This window comes from Clostridium nigeriense (assembly GCF_050585265.1).
Lineage (GTDB): Bacteria > Bacillota > Clostridia > Clostridiales > Clostridiaceae > Clostridium > Clostridium nigeriense_B.
Genome location: NZ_JBNOOE010000005.1, coordinates 36,709 through 54,789 on the forward strand (window position 1 = coordinate 36,709; position 18,081 = coordinate 54,789).

General features: G+C 27.0%; 10 protein-coding genes. 1 reads left to right on the forward strand and 9 read right to left on the reverse strand.

Annotation, left to right across the window (positions count from 1 at the left end; genetic code table 11):
* Positions 1 to 22: 22 nt before the first annotated feature.
* The 7 genes from ACQPVP_RS06250 to ACQPVP_RS06280 all read right to left on the reverse strand — a co-directional run bounded on the left by ACQPVP_RS06250 (position 23) and on the right by ACQPVP_RS06280 (position 13,051).
* Entirely contained in the window at positions 23 to 2,170 is a 2,148-nt protein-coding gene (locus ACQPVP_RS06250) for a sensor histidine kinase (protein WP_430848218.1), read from the reverse strand.
* Positions 2,145 to 2,858, reverse strand: a complete 714-nt coding sequence (locus tag ACQPVP_RS06255) for a response regulator transcription factor (protein WP_430848220.1) — start codon at positions 2,856 to 2,858, stop codon at positions 2,145 to 2,147. Before ACQPVP_RS06255 ends, ACQPVP_RS06250 begins: the two co-directional genes overlap by 26 nt.
* A gap of 246 nt (positions 2,859 to 3,104) precedes the next feature.
* A complete protein-coding gene (locus ACQPVP_RS06260; RefSeq protein ID WP_430848221.1) occupies positions 3,105 to 8,975 on the reverse strand; it encodes a GH92 family glycosyl hydrolase in 5,871 nt (1,956 codons plus the stop codon).
* A 194-nt stretch (positions 8,976 to 9,169) separates the two neighbouring features.
* On the reverse strand, positions 9,170 to 9,481 hold the full coding sequence (locus ACQPVP_RS06265; RefSeq protein WP_430848222.1) for a PTS fructose-like transporter subunit IIB: 312 nt from the start codon (positions 9,479 to 9,481) through the stop codon (positions 9,170 to 9,172).
* 21 nt (positions 9,482 to 9,502) lie between these two features.
* Positions 9,503 to 10,561 (reverse strand): PTS fructose transporter subunit EIIC, encoded by a 1,059-nt coding sequence (locus tag ACQPVP_RS06270; protein WP_430848224.1) that lies wholly within the window; start codon positions 10,559 to 10,561, stop codon positions 9,503 to 9,505.
* Position 10,562: 1 nt separating this feature from the next.
* A complete protein-coding gene (locus ACQPVP_RS06275) occupies positions 10,563 to 11,015 on the reverse strand; it encodes a PTS sugar transporter subunit IIA (protein ID WP_430848226.1) in 453 nt (150 codons plus the stop codon).
* Positions 11,015 to 13,051 carry a BglG family transcription antiterminator gene (locus ACQPVP_RS06280; RefSeq protein WP_430848228.1) on the reverse strand — a complete coding sequence of 679 codons (2,037 nt, stop codon included), beginning with the start codon at positions 13,049 to 13,051 and terminating at the stop codon, positions 11,015 to 11,017. Before ACQPVP_RS06280 ends, ACQPVP_RS06275 begins: the two co-directional genes overlap by 1 nt.
* 327 nt (positions 13,052 to 13,378) lie before the next feature.
* Between ACQPVP_RS06280 and ACQPVP_RS06285 the strand changes: the two genes are divergently transcribed.
* Positions 13,379 to 14,491, forward strand: coding sequence for a DEAD/DEAH box helicase (locus tag ACQPVP_RS06285; protein ID WP_430839355.1), 1,113 nt, complete (start codon positions 13,379 to 13,381; stop codon positions 14,489 to 14,491).
* A 189-nt stretch (positions 14,492 to 14,680) separates the two neighbouring features.
* On the opposite strand, the gene ACQPVP_RS06290 is transcribed toward ACQPVP_RS06285, so the two are convergent.
* Positions 14,681 to 16,942: a glycogen/starch/alpha-glucan phosphorylase gene (locus ACQPVP_RS06290; RefSeq protein WP_430848229.1), complete on the reverse strand. Its 2,262-nt coding sequence runs from the start codon at positions 16,940 to 16,942 to the stop codon at positions 14,681 to 14,683.
* 276 nt (positions 16,943 to 17,218) lie between these two features.
* Positions 17,219 to 18,043, reverse strand: a complete 825-nt coding sequence (locus ACQPVP_RS06295) for a nitroreductase family protein (RefSeq protein ID WP_430848231.1) — start codon at positions 18,041 to 18,043, stop codon at positions 17,219 to 17,221.
* Positions 18,044 to 18,081 lie beyond the last annotated feature (38 nt).

Here is an 18,081-nt window from a genome sequence, read left to right on the forward strand (position 1 = left end):
CTCCTTTTATTTATATAAAATGTTATTTATTAAATTTCAAAATTACTTTAAATAAATCTCCATCTATTTCAACATTAAATGTTCCCCCTTGAAGTTCTGTAAAACTTTTTGCTATTGCTAATCCAAGACCTGATCCTTCAGTATTTCTTGATTTATCCCCTCTAGAGAATCTTTCTACTATTTCATCGGCTGTAAAATCTACTTCATTTGCTGACATATTCTTTAATGTAACATATACGTATTTATCTTCATCAATAATATCAATATATACTCTTGAATTCGGCATTGAATATTTCACTATATTAATTAATAAATTTTCAAATATTCTAAAAGTCTTTTGACTATCTAAAGGAACAATTAGATTATTCTCTGGAAAATTCCATTTAAATTTTAATGAGGACTCTTCAATTTTATCACTTAACTCAAGCTGTGTTTGTTTCATTAAAGATACTATATCAATATTAACTATATTTAATTTAATATTTTTACTTGTAGCCTTACTTACTTCAAATAAATCTTCTATTAAATTTTTAAGTCTTTGAGATTTTCTATCAAGAGTATCTAAATATGATTTTCTATCTTCCTCACTTATATTTTCATCCTTTAACAAATCTATATAGGTAATTATTGAAGTTAAAGGAGTTTTTAAATCATGTGATACATTTGATATAAGCTCCGTTTTCATTCTTTGACTTTTCACTTCTTCTTCAACAGCCTTTTTAAAACCTTTTTGTATTTTTTGAAGTTCATTCTTTAATGGTTCAAATACACCAAGATTTTCTTCTATTTTTACCTCTAAATTACCTTCTGCTATTTTATTTGTTGATTCTAATAAGGTATTATATTTTTCCTTTATTTCAATCATATATTTTCTTAATATAAAAAATAATATTATTGAATAAACTATAGCTACAAATATTCCTCCTAGCCACAAAATGCTACAAAAAGCTACTATTACAAAATTAATACCTACTACTTTTAAAAGGTATTTATCATTATTTTCACTAAAATCAATCTTTGATAAATTCTCTATTATAACTTTTAATTTTCTAATTATTAATAACGTAAATCTACCAACTAAAGTATTCTCCTTAATATATTTTATTATTCCTTTTCCAAATACATATTTTATTAAAGTTACTCCTATAAATGCTGAAAACAACAACACCATCCAATATATTATATTAGCTAAATCTATTCCATACCCTGAAACACTTTCACTTATACCATAAATTTTAAGTTCATTTACAACTTCTGTATTATGTAAAGTTCCATATATAATTTGTGATGATAATCCAACAAAAGCTGTAATAATTGTTATTAATATTGATAATATTTCGAAAGGAATATCTAATAACTTTCCTATTATCCTATCTGCTTTAGATTTTTTATAAGGAATTATTAATGCTATTAAAACTACCATTGCATACATAACTAATACATAAGGTGTTATAACACTTCCATAAGTCCAATAACTTATATTTAAAGAATTATAATAAATATTATCATCAAAATATGTTAGAGTTTTAGGTATTCCATAAACTATAGTTACATCTTTTGGCCCATTTACTACTTCTTCAGCATTCAATCCTAAATAATTTTTTATTTCTATATTATCGTTATTATAATATACATTATAATTATATCCATATTGATTAGTATTTTTAATATTTGACTTTCCTTCACTATCAAATTGAATTACTATATAATAACTATAATAATTTAATACTTCTTGGCTTATTTCAGTTTGATTTGTAAGTAATGATAAATCTTGTTCTGTATTAGTTATTTTTTCATCATTTTTATTATCTATTATTAAATAATCTAAATTCTTCAAATTATTTCTTAGTTTTGTTTCAAAGTCTTTAAATTGAATTTCATACTGTTCTAATATATCTGGATCTTTTTTTTCATTACTAGTTAAATATAAATCATTATAACTTACTGTTTTCCCAGTTTCTTTTTCAATAAGTAATTTATTTAAAACAAAGTTACTTCTATATAAATCCTCTTGTATATAATCATATCTTATTACATTATTATTAATTTTAGCTATTTCATCTATTTTCCCATACAATGAACACATCACTATTGAAAGTATCATTGAAATTAAAATAGTTATTCCACTTATATAATATTTATTTTTAGAGTTTTTCAATTTTATATCCAACTCCCCACACCACCTTTAAATATTTTGGATTTTTTGAATCAAATTCTATTTTTTCTCTTATATTTCTTACATGAACCATTATTGTATCTGTATTTATTGCTTTTTCATTCCATACTCTTTCATATATCTCTTCTGAAGAAAAAACCCTTCCTGGATTTCTCATAAGTAAATGTAGAATTTTAAATTCAATAGGTGTTACTTTAATTACCTTTCCATCTACAGATAATTCAACTTTATCTATATTTAACTCTAATCCTCCAATAGAAAGTATTTCTTCTTTTTTATCTTCTTGTCTATTATTTTTTATTAAATTTAAATATATTGAATATCTTCTTATTTGCGAATTTACTCTTGCTATTAATTCTAATGGTGCAAAAGGCTTAGTTACATAATCATCTGCTCCAATATTTAAACCCATTATCTTATCAATCTCTTCTGATTTTGCTGATAGCATTATTACAGGAAAATCAAATCTTTCTCTAAGCTTTATTGTCATTTGTATTCCATCCATAACTGGCATCATAATATCAACAACAGCTAGATGTATAATCTCCCTATTTAATATTTCAAGGCCCTCTACTCCATTATGTCCAATGAAAATCCTATATCCTTGATTTTTTAAATATATTTCTAAAGCTTTTGCTATTTCAATATCATCTTCAACAACTAAAATATTATATGAATTCATAACTTATCTCCTTAATTTTTAATATAAATATTATATAACATTAGCTAACTTTTTTATATTTACATTATGATATTATTCTAATTCTTACTTCTAAAGAAAAAATATAATTAAATCTTAAGAATTTCTAAATATAATCTTAAAGGGAGGATTCAAATTTAATTTAAATCCTCCCTTTCTTCTCTGCTATTATTAAAAATTCTTTTGATATATTATCCCTTATTTTTTCAGTTGTGTATTTCTAATCATTTATTTGTTTTTTTTAGTAACTAGATATAAACCAACACTTAAACTAATCATAATATAAATATATTGTTTTAGTGATGAATCATCTCCCGTTGATGGAAGTAATGAGCCCTTACTATCTTCATTTGAATCATCCTTTTCTGAATTATTTTCTCCTGGATTTTCTGTTCCTGGAGTAGAACCTGGATTCATATTTGAATCTTCTATTTTTGCTAGTTTTCCTTTTGCCTCTTCTAATAATCTAATTGCACTTTCTACTTCAATTTCATCAGTATTAATATTTTCCAAAACAACTTTTGCAACTTGAATAGCATCTTTAAGTTCTTTTACAGATTCCTCTGTATATTTTGAAAGATCCATTTTCTCAATTTCAATAATTAATTCTTGTAACTCACTTTTATTAACTTTTTCAAAGTCTATTACATTTTTAATTGCAACTCTTAAAGTATTTGCTGCTTCATCAATTACTTGTTGTGTTGAATTTTTATCTTCGTTTACTTTAACTGCATTTTCTAAGGCATTATTAAATTCATCAACAATGCTTTCATTAACCCCTTCTAATAATCCTTTTTCTATTACTTCATTAGCAGATGTAATTAGTTGAATTATACTTTTTTTATCGCTATCTATAACAAAGGTAGCGCTAATCTCTAAGTCATCTAACACCGATTTATAAACAAGTGCTTTATCTTCGATTAAACTTGTTACATCCTTTCCATTTATAACTAATGATTCTATCTTATATCCATTTTCTTGAATTATATTAATTGTTAAATCTTTTCCTTTAATTATTTTATCATCTATTGCTGTCGTAGTAATTAATCCATGCTCTGGTTGATTTACTTTAATATTTACCATTTCTATTTTATCTTCTAAGATAATATCTACTTTAGAATCTTCAAATGGCATTATTAATTTAATAGTATAAACACCATCAACAGCATTAGAAACATTTACTTCTTCTCCATTAAATCTCACTGATGATAAAATCTTTCCTTCTTTTATATTTTTAATTGTCAATATTACTTCTTCATATCCTGTAGCTTCATTCTTGCTTAGCTCAACATCAGCTTCTCCGCCTTTAACTTCGGTTATAATTTTATGAGCTACTAATTCTCCAAATACAACAACAATCTTGGTATCAGATGTCAAATTATCTAATTTATATAATTTATTTATCTTATCAAAATTTACTGATATACCATTAATAAATACATATCTTACATCTCCATCAAAAGTTATTGTATACGGTCTACCTTCATATCCATTTTCTTTGATTATATTTCCTTCACCAATTTGAGTTATATCTACATCTATTTTATTTCCAAATCTGAAGTAATCAACATTAGATACGTATGCCTTATCTGTTTCATTCTTAAATACTAAATATACATCATGTAAGCCTGCTTCAATATTCTTTAACAAATCAACTTCTTTAAGAACGTAGGTACTCCAATCATCACCTGTTACTGGAACATCTATTTTTGCAAATACTTCACTATCTATACTATCTATATGAACTTCAATATATCCGCCTGCATCTTTTTGTTGTGCTGAATAGTAAAATTCTATAGAATCTTCATTTCCATCGAATACAATATCATTATATCTAGCCCAAGTATCCTTCTTAACTCCACCTATATTATTTCCATCATTTACAATACTTGAATGTGATGAATTAAAATTTTCTGCTTCTACTCGATCTTTAGCTATTTTTATGGAATTGATTCTTCTAATAGCACTACTTAATTCATTATACTGATTAACAATTTCATCATGAGTAGAATTTTCATTGTTAGCAACAGCTTCTGCATTTTTAATAGCATTATTTAATAAATCTTTAATAACTTGTATTAAATTGCTTTGATCTATTGTTTTTGCACTTATAATTAATTTATTTAATACATTTATATCGATTCCAGAAGTATCACCTTCTTGCCCTAATAATTCTACTTCTGATAAAGCTGTACCACCTACTAATTCTAATTTATATTTTATAAACGCAGATGTTTTTTCTTCTTGTAATTTAAATGGTCTTGTATATCGTCCCCATTCAAACTCTAAGTTACTTCTTTCATCAATAAGCTCCCATTCTTCCCCATCATAACTTCCACTTAATTTATATGCAATTGGAGCATCTCCATCTTTAGCTGATGTTAATGTAATCATACTTACTTTACTTGGCTTAGTGAAGTCATAAATAATTTCACTATTACCACTATTGTTTAATGTTACAAAAGTATTAGAATCATTATCAAAAAGCTTTGTGACATCTTCTATATTAGAATGAATACTATCAGAATGTACATTTTGAGATGGTTTTTCAATCTCCTGTACACTTTTTATAGTTAAATCTTCTAATGGATTTGGAATATCATCATTTTTAGTAATTGATGTAGGTAAAGAATCTTCACTAGACCCCCAATTTTTATTAGGAGTACTTCCCATAGTAAATTCAATTGTTGCACCATTCGCAATGTCTGAGTGTTTTAAATAATTTTTAGTATAATCTTCTCCATTTAGTTTCATTGATTGAATATAGATATTTTCATTACTATTATTATTAGCTTTTACTGTAATACTTTTACCATTGTCTAAGTGAACTGTCATTTCTTCAAATAATGGTGAACCAATTGCATATTCATCATTCCCCATTGATACTGGATAAAAACCAAGTGCTGAGAATATATACCATGCACTCATTTCACCATTATCCTCATCTCCAATATATCCTTGCCCAAAATCACTTCCAACATATGCACGATCTAATATATCTCTTACATATTTTTGAGTTTTCCATGGCTCTCCAGCATAATTATACATATATGGAATATGATGAGACGGTTGATTTGAGTGTCCATATTGTCCTAGTTTAATCTCTCTTGCTTCCTTTTGTTCATGAATACCACCTATACTTTCTGTAGCTCCATATCCCCAATAATCTCCATTAGTTTCGAATATTGTATCAAGCTTTTCAGCTAAGGCAGCTCTTCCTCCATATAAATTGGCTAAACCTTGACCATCTTGTGGTACAGAAACTGCCATATTGAATGCATTTGTTTCAGTGTAATCATCTCCCCAAAAGAATGGATTAAATTCATTATCTGAATATGACCACTCTCCATTTTCATCTTTTCCTCTCAACCATTTATCATTTACGCTATCTCCAGTAGAACTAAATAATTTAGAATAATTTAATGCTCTATTTAAATAATATTCAGCTTCATCTTCATTTCCTAATTTTTTAGCAAGTTGATATATTCCATAATCATTAATATATCCTTCAATTGACCATGAGAAGCCTTCATGTTGTAAATTATGTGCTGTATATCCTTCAAAAATTGATTTATTTAATTTAGCACGCCCACCATTTGTTAAGTTTTCAGAATCAACTGCAACAGCTGCATTTTTAATTGCTGATGCATAAGCACTTTCCCAATCAAATTCTATTCCTTTTGCAATGGCATCACCAAATATAACATCTGAACTTGTACCAACCATTGAATTAGTACCACCTGGTGCTATCCATCTTGGCACATAACCTTGATCAAGATAATGTTGAACTAAACCATTTAGTAGTTCAGTATCCTTTTCCGGTGTAAATAATGCATACGCTGCCCAAGCTGTTCTATAAGTATCCCAGAAACCATTATTATAATATAATGTTCCTTCTACTACCTCATGATCTCCATATGGTGAGCTATATTTCCAATTTGGATTATCATTAGTTCCAGTGTTTTCTGATAATAAATTAGGATAAGCATTTAATCTATATAAATTAGAATATAATGTTGTTAATTGATCTTTACTTGCACCTTTGACTTCTATCATATCTAATGTATCGTCCCAAGTATTTTGTGCCTTAGTAAAAATAGAATCAAAATCATCATTATTAGTAATTTCTAGCTCAAGATTTTTCTTTGCTTGTTCTATACTTATGAATGAAGTGGCAAGATTCATTTCAACAACTTCGCTATTAAAGCTTACTATTCCTTGTTTAGTATTTTGTGTACTTGTATAGTATGGTTCTTCGGAAAATTCACCATAAATATACATAGTTTGCATACCATTACTATTATGATTGCTTGATGCTTCAAATGTCCCATCATCATTAAACTTTAATGTTCCATCTGCTCTTGTAGAATCAAATATTATATTTCTATTTTTGGAGTCTTTATCAAATGTGAATCTTGAAACTGCTCCATGTTCAGTTGGAGTAACTTCTATTTTAGAATTGCTTGCATTTGATCCCTCATTAAATTTTACTGAATAATAATGTGCTTTTGCAGTTTCATTTTCATGAGTAAATTCTGCCTGACGTGCTGATGCATTTATTTTATCTCCATTAGTTACTTTTGTAGCATCAATTGAAGTATTTATCATAAATTGCCATGTTCCACGATCTCCGACCCAATAAGATGGTTCATGAGAAATAGTTATATGTTTTAGTGTATTACCCTCTAATTGATAATTATAAATTTTGTTATCATTTGAATTAGTTGCTGGTACAAAGAAATTAAAGCCATGCGGCATTGTTACTGCTGGTGCCGTTAATCCACGGGAAAAACTTGGAGAATCATTTGTACCACGTAATATATTAACGTAGTCAGATTTATGTGTAAAAGTAATTGATTCTTCATTATAAATTTTTAAGTCGTCGATATAAGTTATAAATTTTGCATTATCTTCTTTTGGATTATCTTTATTATCATATGCAATTAAAATATTCTTAATTATTTTTCCATTTGCAACACTACCTATATTGCTTGATATATAGTTCCATTGATTTGTTGTTAGTATTTTACTGTCTCCCTGTGCTTGAGGATTTAACTTAGTGTCATACTGATCTATTGCATTTAAATCACTTAAAAAAGATCCATCACTAAATTCTACATCAACTGCAATATGCATTTGAGTATAATCATAATCATAATCTCTTTCATCAATCATACTTGGAAAAATGGTATAGCTTAAGCTTGTATCTTCACTTACTTTAATATCTAAATCCTTATAAATTACATTATAGGAATAAGCTCTTTCATTTCCTTCATGAACTCCTGCCACTTCAACTGCTTTAGTTCCAGTCCACCCTTTTCCTGAAGCTTGATTCCATGTTCCTGAAGGTCCCTTAGTAATAGCAGTTGTCATTTTATTAACTGTTTCTACATCTTCTTTTATTCCTGTTCCTAAGTTTAACTCTGACCATTGAGCCATATTATTTCCACTTGATTTATATACTTCAGTAATTTCTAATTTAAAGTATTTATATTCTACAGCATTATTGATTCTATATTCTTTTCTTTCGAATCTTGTTGAAAAGCTTTGATTACTTTGCGAATCTAAAACTTCCCACTTTTCTCCATCATTTGACCCCAATAACTTCCATGTCTTCGGATCACGCTCCTGAGCATCGTTGGCTGCCACAATTTGATATCTATCAACTAATACTTTATCCTTAACCTCAAATGATACCCAAACAGGATTTGTACTATTTATACCGTTTGTATTATTAGCTAAAAATTTCGTATTAGTCGAATCATCAAATAAATTTTCTGCAATTTCATTATCATTATGTCTTGTACTTGATTTAATACTAGATAAAATTATTTTGTCATTAATACTTCCATCAATAACTACTTCTTTTGATATCCCTGATACATTATTACTTCCTTTTTTTTCGTCAATAGTAGAAACTAAAAACTCTTTATCTGTTTCATTTTCTTCAAAAGATGTTTCAAATAGTATCTGTTTTTCAGGTTTTGTATTTGCATTTGTAGTTAAATCTTTAGCAAATACTGATGAATATTTAATAGTAGTAACAGCTAAAGTCATAGCTAAAAGAGTAGCAAGCAATTTTTTCCCCTTAATTCTCATTTCTCTTTTCCTTTCTAGATTAACTTTATTAAAATTATTTTTTTATTTTATAATTTTCAATATATTCTCATTTAAAATGCATATCATTTCTAAAATATTTAAGAAAATAAGCAGTAGATATGCTCATCTGCTAAACCACCTACTGCCTAAAACTACATACTTATACTTCCCCCCCAATTTACTTATATACTAAATTACTCTTTAAATTTATCTATTATTTTCAATATTATTGCATCTGATCTTTTTATAACATCAGATACTCCCATCTTTATAACTTTTTTTCCTTTGAATCTATCTTCATCCTTAATTGAAATGTCATTTGTCAAGATTACACATACAGCTTCCTCTATATCTTTTAACTTTAACCTGTTTTCTATTCCAGCTCCCCCTTGAGTTTCAATAATTACTTCAACACCATATTTCTTTCCTGCTAAAACTAATGCTTCTGCTGCCATATAAGTATGTGCAACTCCCGAAGGACATGATGTAACTCCTACAACTTTCATATTTTATCTCTCCTTTTCTAATTATATTTCTTCAAACTCTAAATCAAAATCTTCTTCATTTACTTTAATTTCATTATCTGAATTTACTTTCTTTAATATATTAACCATTACTGCTGTTACTATAGATCCAGCAACTATTCCTAATATATAACCAGGTTTTCCTTCAACAATTGGTAAAACTATAAGTCCACCCCAAGGAGCATGATTTAAAACTCCAAGTAAAAACGGAATAATATTTCCAACTATAGCTCCTACTATTATTGATGGAATAACACGAATAGGATCATTAGCTGCAAAAGGAATTGCTCCTTCTGTAATACCTACACACCCCATTAATAAAGCACCTTTGCCAGCTTCTTTTTCTTCTGTGTTATATTTTTTAGGAGCTAATAACGTAGCTAATCCCATTCCTATTGGAGGTGTACAAATTGCAACACCAACTCCTCCCATTAAGTATGGTAATGTATCTACTTGCGTTTGAGCAAATAATGTAGCAACCTTATTTATTGGACCTCCCATATCAAAAGCAGTCATTCCCCCTAAAATAGTTGCTAATGGCACTTTACCAATATCACCTAATCCGGCTAACCAATCTGTTAAACCTGTCATAAGCGCTGCAATTGGAGTTCCTATTACCCAAATTATAATACCACCTGTGATTAAAGTACCAAATAAAGGATATAAGAATATTGATCCCAACGATTTTAATGAAGTAGGAAGCTTAATTTTCTTTAATTGCTTTACAACATAGCCAGCTATAAATCCAGCTGCCATCCCACCAAGGAATCCAGCTCCGACTTCCTTTGCTAAATATGCTCCTAACATACCTGGTGCTAATCCTGGTTTATCAGCAATAGAGTATGCAATATATCCACCTAAGACTGGTATAAATAGTGTTAATCCTGCCAAACCTATTTGTGCTAACCCTGCTAGCCAGCCATCTGTTGGAGTTGAAGGAACATCATTTAGCATTACTGATAGAGAAAATAATATTCCTCCTGCAACTATAAATGGAATCATATGCGATGTTCCTGTTAATACATGTTGCTTTAAAACTGATAAACTTTTTTTCCAATTCATATTATTCACCTAATCCTTCCCTTAACATATTAAAAATTTCTTCTCTATTACTAATTAATAACTTATCAATAAATTCCTTATGCATTAGTTTCCTGGCTAATCTTGATATTATTTTTATATGAGTATTTTCTTCATCATCCCCTGGGACAGCTATTAAAATTATTATATTGGCTTCTTCTTCTGTTTCATCATTCCAAATAATTTTATTTTTTAATCTGCCAAAGCAAATTGCTGGTTTTAAAACGTTTTCTGTCTTTCCATGTGGAAGTCCGATATCATTTCCAATTGAAGTTGGAGATAATTTTTCCCTTTGAAGAACATCCTCGTAAAATTTTTTAATATCAGTTATTACGCCTTGTTCTTTTAATTTCGTTACTAGTGTTAATATTACTTTATTTTTTTCCTTTTCTTCTATATCAAATATAATACATTCTTTTTTTATAATTGATTCCATTATAAAATTACCTCCAATTCTGACTTTCTAATCACTTCTTTGATTTCATTTAATGAATTTGCTTGTTCTAAATTTTTAATTAAATTTGTGCTTTTTATCATTTTCATCAACATTATAATTGCTGGAATATGTTCCTTATTGTCTTTGCTTGCTAAACAAAATATTATTCTTGCTTTTTTAGTTCCAAATTCTATAGCTTCCTTACTAACTATTAAACTCATACAGCTACACTTAACCCCTTCACCTCCCTTTCCATGTAATAATGCAAAATATTCATCAGTTACCGAATAAAACCCTATAGTTTCTATAGTACTAATAATGTCATTCTCATATCGCTTGTCTATAAATTTTTGATTTTCAAGTAATCTAGTAGCGTCACTAACAATTTCCCTCCATGATTTTTTTTCATAACTTATCTTTATACAATCAGCAATTAATAAATCGCTAAGTTTATTAATTACAGATTGCATTTCCATATTTTTGCATCCTAACTCATTTTTGATTATCTCTAATACTTTCCTTCTATCACTATCATTTAAAAAATCTAATTTTCTATTTATAGAATAATAATTCGCCGTTATTTTTTTCCTGTTAATTCCTAGCTTATCAATATTAATATAGTCTTTATCAGATAATAAGGGATTAACGACAACACAATCCTTTTCATTCGAAATATTTAACTTAGTTGTAGAAATAATACAATCAATTTTTTCCCAGTTATTATAATCAAGCAATTTATAAACTGGAATAGTATCTATTATATTTATTTGGTATTCATTTAATAAAGTTTCCTTCAATATAGTTGTTGTTCCATATCCATGCCCACAAACTAATAGAACTTTTTTATTTAAAACCTTAGTTAGACGCTTTATACTTGCAATAAAGTGTATTGATAAATACGTTATTTCATCATAATTTTCTATATCCTTCAATCCATCTATTTCTCTTATTACATCTTTTACTATCTTGAATACTTCCATATCCTTATCAGATAAAATTGAAAATACTTCATCACAAATATTTATTCTACTCGTAATTCTTTTTATTAAAGGAACAATGTGATTTAGTAATCCTTCAACAAGAATTGAATCTTTGCTAAAATCAATACTCATCTCTTCTGACATAGTTGTAATTAAATTTGCTACAATAGTCTCAATAAAAATTAAATCTATGTCTCCATCTAAGCCTGCATTTTTATTAATGTAATTTAATAATCTAATAAGAACTTTTTGTTTCTTTCTATCTATTTTTATATTAATTATTTCTTCAAGTTTCTTTATATATTCATCATACTTATGTGAGTTATACATACTTATAGTTGACTCTAAAGGATTTTCTTTTCCTTTTAATACAAACCAAATAACTACAAATATATTAGATACATACCATTTATATGAATCCTCTGTTAATATACAATTCATTTCTTCAAGTAATTCATCGATCCATTTGATTAAATCTTTCATTTCTATTCCTAAAAAAGCTTTCTCAATGATATCAATTGCATAAACCTCAAAAGCATTTAATGTAATAACATCCTCCTTTAATAAATATATATACTTTTTAAATTCGTTATTTAATAATGCTACTCTCTTACTTTTGATACCATCTAAGAAAAAATGATCTGTATAATTAATTTTTATATTATTTTTGCTTAAGTTTTCTTCTAATAAAGTCATATCATTTTTAATAGTTGATCTCGATACTTGAAAGTCTAAACTTAATTTGTTTATTTTCAATCTCTTATTATCTATTAATAAAATTAATAGAATTAACGAGGTTCTTTCTTCTTGAGAGTATATAAAATTTTTTTCTTTAGCAAAGCTTGATATATCACTATTTTTAGGAAATATTATTACTCCTTTTGAATGCTTTTCAATTAAAGGCATCTTATTGAATTCTAATAAACTATTTATTCTATCTATATCGTATCGTATATATCTCTCTTTAATTTGTAACTCATTCGATATTTCTTTATAAGTTGTTTTATAATTATTTTGCAAAAAATCAATCAACTTTAACATGCGCCCACTTAGCATTTTCTTCCCCCTAATTCGCTTCCCCCTATATATTAATAATATCTAAATATTACCAAAATGTAAGTTAGAAGTTTTGTAAGTTTTTTTTCACATTTTGTTATAGTAATTAATTGTTATATTTGTATTAATTATACACTTTTTTGTAGTTATTTTTAAATTCATATAATAATTAAATTGTAAAATAAATTTTTATTGATTATTTTCTAATTTAATGTTATTCTATTTAAGCAGTTGGTACGTAAGTGCTAATTATTCGAGGAGCTTGGGTTGTCTTTCGCCGGATACCAAGCTCCTCTCTATTTATAGTTTTTTATAGAAAGGATATATATGAATTTTATAGATTTAAAAATAAATACAAAATTAATTGACTTATTAAAGAATAATGGAATAATAAGTCCTACTAAAGTACAAGAAAAGGTTATTCCTAAAATTATTAACAAGAATGATTTAATAGTAAAATCTAAAACTGGTTCTGGTAAAACTTTATCTTTTTTATTACCTATTCTTCAAAAGATAAGCAATAATTCTAAAAATACAGAGGTTCTAATTTTATCTCCTACAAGAGAATTAGCTATTCAAATTACTGAGGAAGCTAATAAGTTTAACGTAAACAATCTAAGTATATTAGCTGCTTATGGTGGCAAAGATGTTGGATCTCAATTAAAAAAGCTTAATAATGGTATTCATATTATTATTGCTACTCCCGGAAGATTAATAGATCATTTAGAGAGAAAAAGCATAAATCTAAGCAAGTTAAATACAATTGTTATAGATGAAGCAGATCAAATGCTTTTAATGGGCTTTAGAAATGAAATAGAAAAAATAATGTCTTATGCTCCAAAAAAAGTTCAAACTCTTTGTTTCTCTGCAACAATGGATTCTAAAGTAAAAAAACTTGCTTATAGATATATGGATAATCCAGAAATTATAGATATTACAGAAAATGAAAAATCTGAAATTCCTAATATTAAACAAGAAGTAGTTAAAACTACTGACAGATGGAAGGTTGACGCCCTATGTAAAATCATAGAAGAAGATAATCCATTTATGGCTATAATTTTCTGTAGAACTAAGAGACGTGCTGATGAATTAGAAATTAAACTTTCAGCTAAAGGTATCAACGCTTCAAAAATACATAGTGATGTACCTCAGAATAAAAGAGAAAAAATTATGAAAGCTTTTAGAAATTGTGACATACAATTTTTAATAGCAACAGATGTTGCTTCAAGAGGTATTGATGTTACTGGGGTTACTCATATATATAATTATGATGCTCCTGAAAGTGTTGAAAGCTATATTCATAGAATAGGCAGAACAGCTCGTGCTGGAGATAGTGGATATACTTGTCTAATTACAGATCCTAAAAATTATAATCTTTTAGAAGAAATCGAAGAATACTTACAATTTAATATTCCTGAACGTGAAGTTAACTTCAGATAAAAATACAAGTATTTTTATAATGGATAATTGATAATGCATAATGCATAATTAAGGATATAAATCCCTAGGGATTTTTTTGAATAAAGAGTGCTTTGCACCTATTAAATTCAAAGTTTTACGTAGTAAAACATCCTCAATTATCCATTATAAATTATGCATTATCAATTTAAAAGATTGCTTACCAATCTTTTAATTAAGTTTCCATATATCCTTATTATATTCTTCTATAGTTCTATCTGAAGAGAAAAATCCAGCTTTACTAATATTAGCTAAAGCCTTTTTATTCCAAGACTTTCTATCTTCATAATCCTTAAAGACTTTTTCTTTAGTCTTTATATAATCTTCTAAATCTAATAATGTCATAAACCAGTCTTTATTAATTAATTCCCTTTGAAGTCTAGATAGATTTTCCTTATCTCCAACAGATAGCATTTCATCACTTACTATAAAGTCAACTAGCTCTTTAATTTCTGGTCTTTCATAATATTTTTTTGAAATATAATCTGATTTCTTATAGTGCTCTATAACTTCTTCACTTGATTCCCCAAAAATATAAATATTATCATCTCCTACTAATTCATGAATTTCAACATTTGCTCCATCTTCTGTTCCTAAAGTTACTGCACCATTTAACATAAACTTCATATTTCCAGTTCCTGAAGCTTCCTTAGATGCTAGTGAAATTTGCTCTGAAACATCGCAAGCTGGTATTAATTTAGATGCATTTGTTACATTATAATTTTCAATCATTACAACCTTTAAATATTTATTTGTTTCTGTATCCTTATTAATTATTTCTTGTAAACATAATATAGTATGAATTATGTCTTGAGCTATTACATAAGCTGGTGCTGCTTTTGCTCCAAATATCATTGTAATTGGGCTTTTAGGAATATTACCTTTCTTAATATCTAAATATTTATGGATTATATAAAGTACATTCATTTGTTGTCTCTTATATTCATGAAGTCTCTTAATTTGTATATCAAATATAGAATTCTCATCAATATCTATATCTTGAGTTTCCTTTAAATATCTCTTTAATGCTATCTTATTATTTCTTTTAATCTTCTCTAAATTTCTTAAGACTTCATCATTCTCTATATATTTTAATAAATCTTCTAACTTTGTTGCATCAGTTTTAAATTCATTACCTATTAATTCACTAATATAATTTGAAAGTTCATTATTGCAATGAATTAACCATCTTCTAAAGGTTATACCATTAGTTTTATTATTAAACTTTTCTGGATAAATATCATAAAATGACTTAAGTTCTTCTCGTTTTAAAATTTCAGTATGAAGAGCAGCAACTCCATTTACACTAAATCCATAGTGAATATCCATATGAGCCATATGAACTCTACAGTCTTTATCAATTATTTGTACTTTTTCATCAGAATATTTAGCCTTTACCCTATTATCTAATTCTCTTATTATTGGCATTAATTGAGGAACAACTTTATCTAAATATTCCATTGGCCATTTTTCTAAAGCTTCTGCTAAAATAGTATGATTTGTATACGCACATGTTTTAGAAACTATATCAATTGCTTCATCCATCTCTATTCCTTTTTCACCTAGAAGTCTTATTAATTCAGGAATAATCATTGATGGATGTGTATCATTAATTTGTATTACAACATGGTCATATAACTTATGAATATCATATCCCTTTTCTTCAAATTCTAATAATATAAGCTGAGCTGCATTACTTACCATAAAGTATTGTTGATAAATTCTTAATAAATTTCCAGCCTTATCACTATCATCAGGATATAAGAATAAAGTCAAGTTCTTTTTTATTTCTTCTTTATTAAAGTTAATACCTTTTTGTACTAATGATTCATCTATAGTATCTATATCAAATAAATGAAGTTTATTACAAGATTTATTGTATCCAGTAACATCTATATCATAAAGAGTTGATGATACCTTAAATCCTCCAAATAACACTTCAAATTTTATATCTGTCTTATTTAACCAACTCTCACTAGTTATCCATGGATTCTTAACAGCCTTTTGTTTATTATCTTCAAACACTTGTTTAAATAGACCAAAATGATAATTTAGTCCAATTCCATCTCCACTTAATCCTAATGTTGCAATTGAATCTAAGAAACAAGCTGCAAGTCTTCCAAGACCTCCATTACCTAGAGATGGCTCTAATTCTATTTCTTCAATTTCTGTAAGATTCTTTCCATTTTCTAATAATACATTTTTAACCTTATCGTATAGTCCTAAATTAATTAAGTTATTAGATAATAACTTTCCAATTAAAAATTCAGCAGAAATATAATAAAGTTTTTTATTTCCTTTTGTATTACCTTTTTCTTTAATGGAATCTTTTGTTAACTCTAATAAAGCTAAATAGATTTCTTCATTACCTGCTTCTTTTATTGTCTTTTCAAATCTCTCATATAGAATTTTTGATAAATTTTCTTGTACCATCTTTCTATCCCACCCTTAAATAAATTCATTCCTTATTAATATTATTATTTATTATTGCTATAAGTTACTGACTTAATTAAATCCTTTTCAATTATAATAATACCAAGTCTAAGCACTAAAATTTGCAAGTTAATTATTTTATTTGTATATTTATTATATTAAATTATAAAATAAAACATATATTATCTTATTTGCTCCGTCGCTTTGCTCCAAGTCACCATAAAATAATATATGTTTTATAATACTAAATGTAATAATTGTCAAAATATAAACTTCTTAATTTATATCAACCTTACTATTTTTAACCCAACTAACTACATATTTATATTTACTTTTTATATTAGGATCTATAAACTTAAATTCTCCCTTTATATCTTTTTCCTTCATATATAAATCAATATGAGAAAGTGCAATACCTATATCAATTTTATTCATTTTCTTTTTTCCATTACAATATATATGAAGACTTTCTTCACTTTTGACTATTCTCCATGGCTGACTATTTAGTGACGATGGAGCTAATCTTACCATTTCTAAAGCTTCACTATACTCATCCTCTTCCTTATTAAGAGGGGTATCAAAATCTTTATTATAAAATAAATCTGAAAAATTTCTTCTTTTATTTCTATTTTCTTTAATAAAAGAAGAAATTAAAGATTTTTTACCTCCTTCGTATCCAATTGGCGATACCACTGGCAATATCTCATTGTCTCTAAGATTAATAGTTTTTTCAAAATCCCCCTTGCTAAATGTTCCCCCAAGCCATACTGTAGCAAGACCTAATGATGTACAATATAAAATAGCCTTTTCAAAAGTATATCCAAGTGCTTCTAAAGCAAAATCTTTATTTTCACATGCTGCTACTAGATAGTATTTTGCTCCATTGATAACTCCATAAGTACCTAAACTTACTACACCATCATATTTTTCTTTTTTTATAAATCTAATTCTTACGTTTACATTAAAAGGATTATCTAGATTACTTATGTATTCTTCTATATTTTCTATAATTTCTTCAGATAGAAAATCTCCATTATAACTTCTTACAGAATATCTTTTAACTATAACATCAGTTATTGACTTAACACCTAATTTATTCACCCTTATTATCTCTCCCCCTATAGCTCTCAATTAATTAC

Bases quoted from the DNA above. Each gene is read 5' to 3' on its own strand.
- ACQPVP_RS06255 (WP_430848220.1), bottom strand. From the start codon at position 2,858: ATGAATTCATATAATATTTTAGTTGTTGAAGATGATATTGAAATAGCA.
- ACQPVP_RS06260 (WP_430848221.1), bottom strand. From the start codon at position 8,975: ATGAGAATTAAGGGGAAAAAATTGCTTGCTACTCTTTTAGCTATGACT.
- ACQPVP_RS06265 (WP_430848222.1), bottom strand. From the start codon at position 9,481: ATGAAAGTTGTAGGAGTTACATCATGTCCTTCGGGAGTTGCACATACT.
- ACQPVP_RS06270 (WP_430848224.1), bottom strand. From the start codon at position 10,561: ATGAATTGGAAAAAAAGTTTATCAGTTTTAAAGCAACATGTATTAACA.
- ACQPVP_RS06275 (WP_430848226.1), bottom strand. From the start codon at position 11,015: ATGGAATCAATTATAAAAAAAGAATGTATTATATTTGATATAGAAGAA.
- ACQPVP_RS06280 (WP_430848228.1), bottom strand. From the start codon at position 13,051: ATGCTAAGTGGGCGCATGTTAAAGTTGATTGATTTTTTGCAAAATAAT.
- ACQPVP_RS06285 (WP_430839355.1), top strand. From the start codon at position 13,379: ATGAATTTTATAGATTTAAAAATAAATACAAAATTAATTGACTTATTA.
- ACQPVP_RS06290 (WP_430848229.1), bottom strand. From the start codon at position 16,942: ATGGTACAAGAAAATTTATCAAAAATTCTATATGAGAGATTTGAAAAG.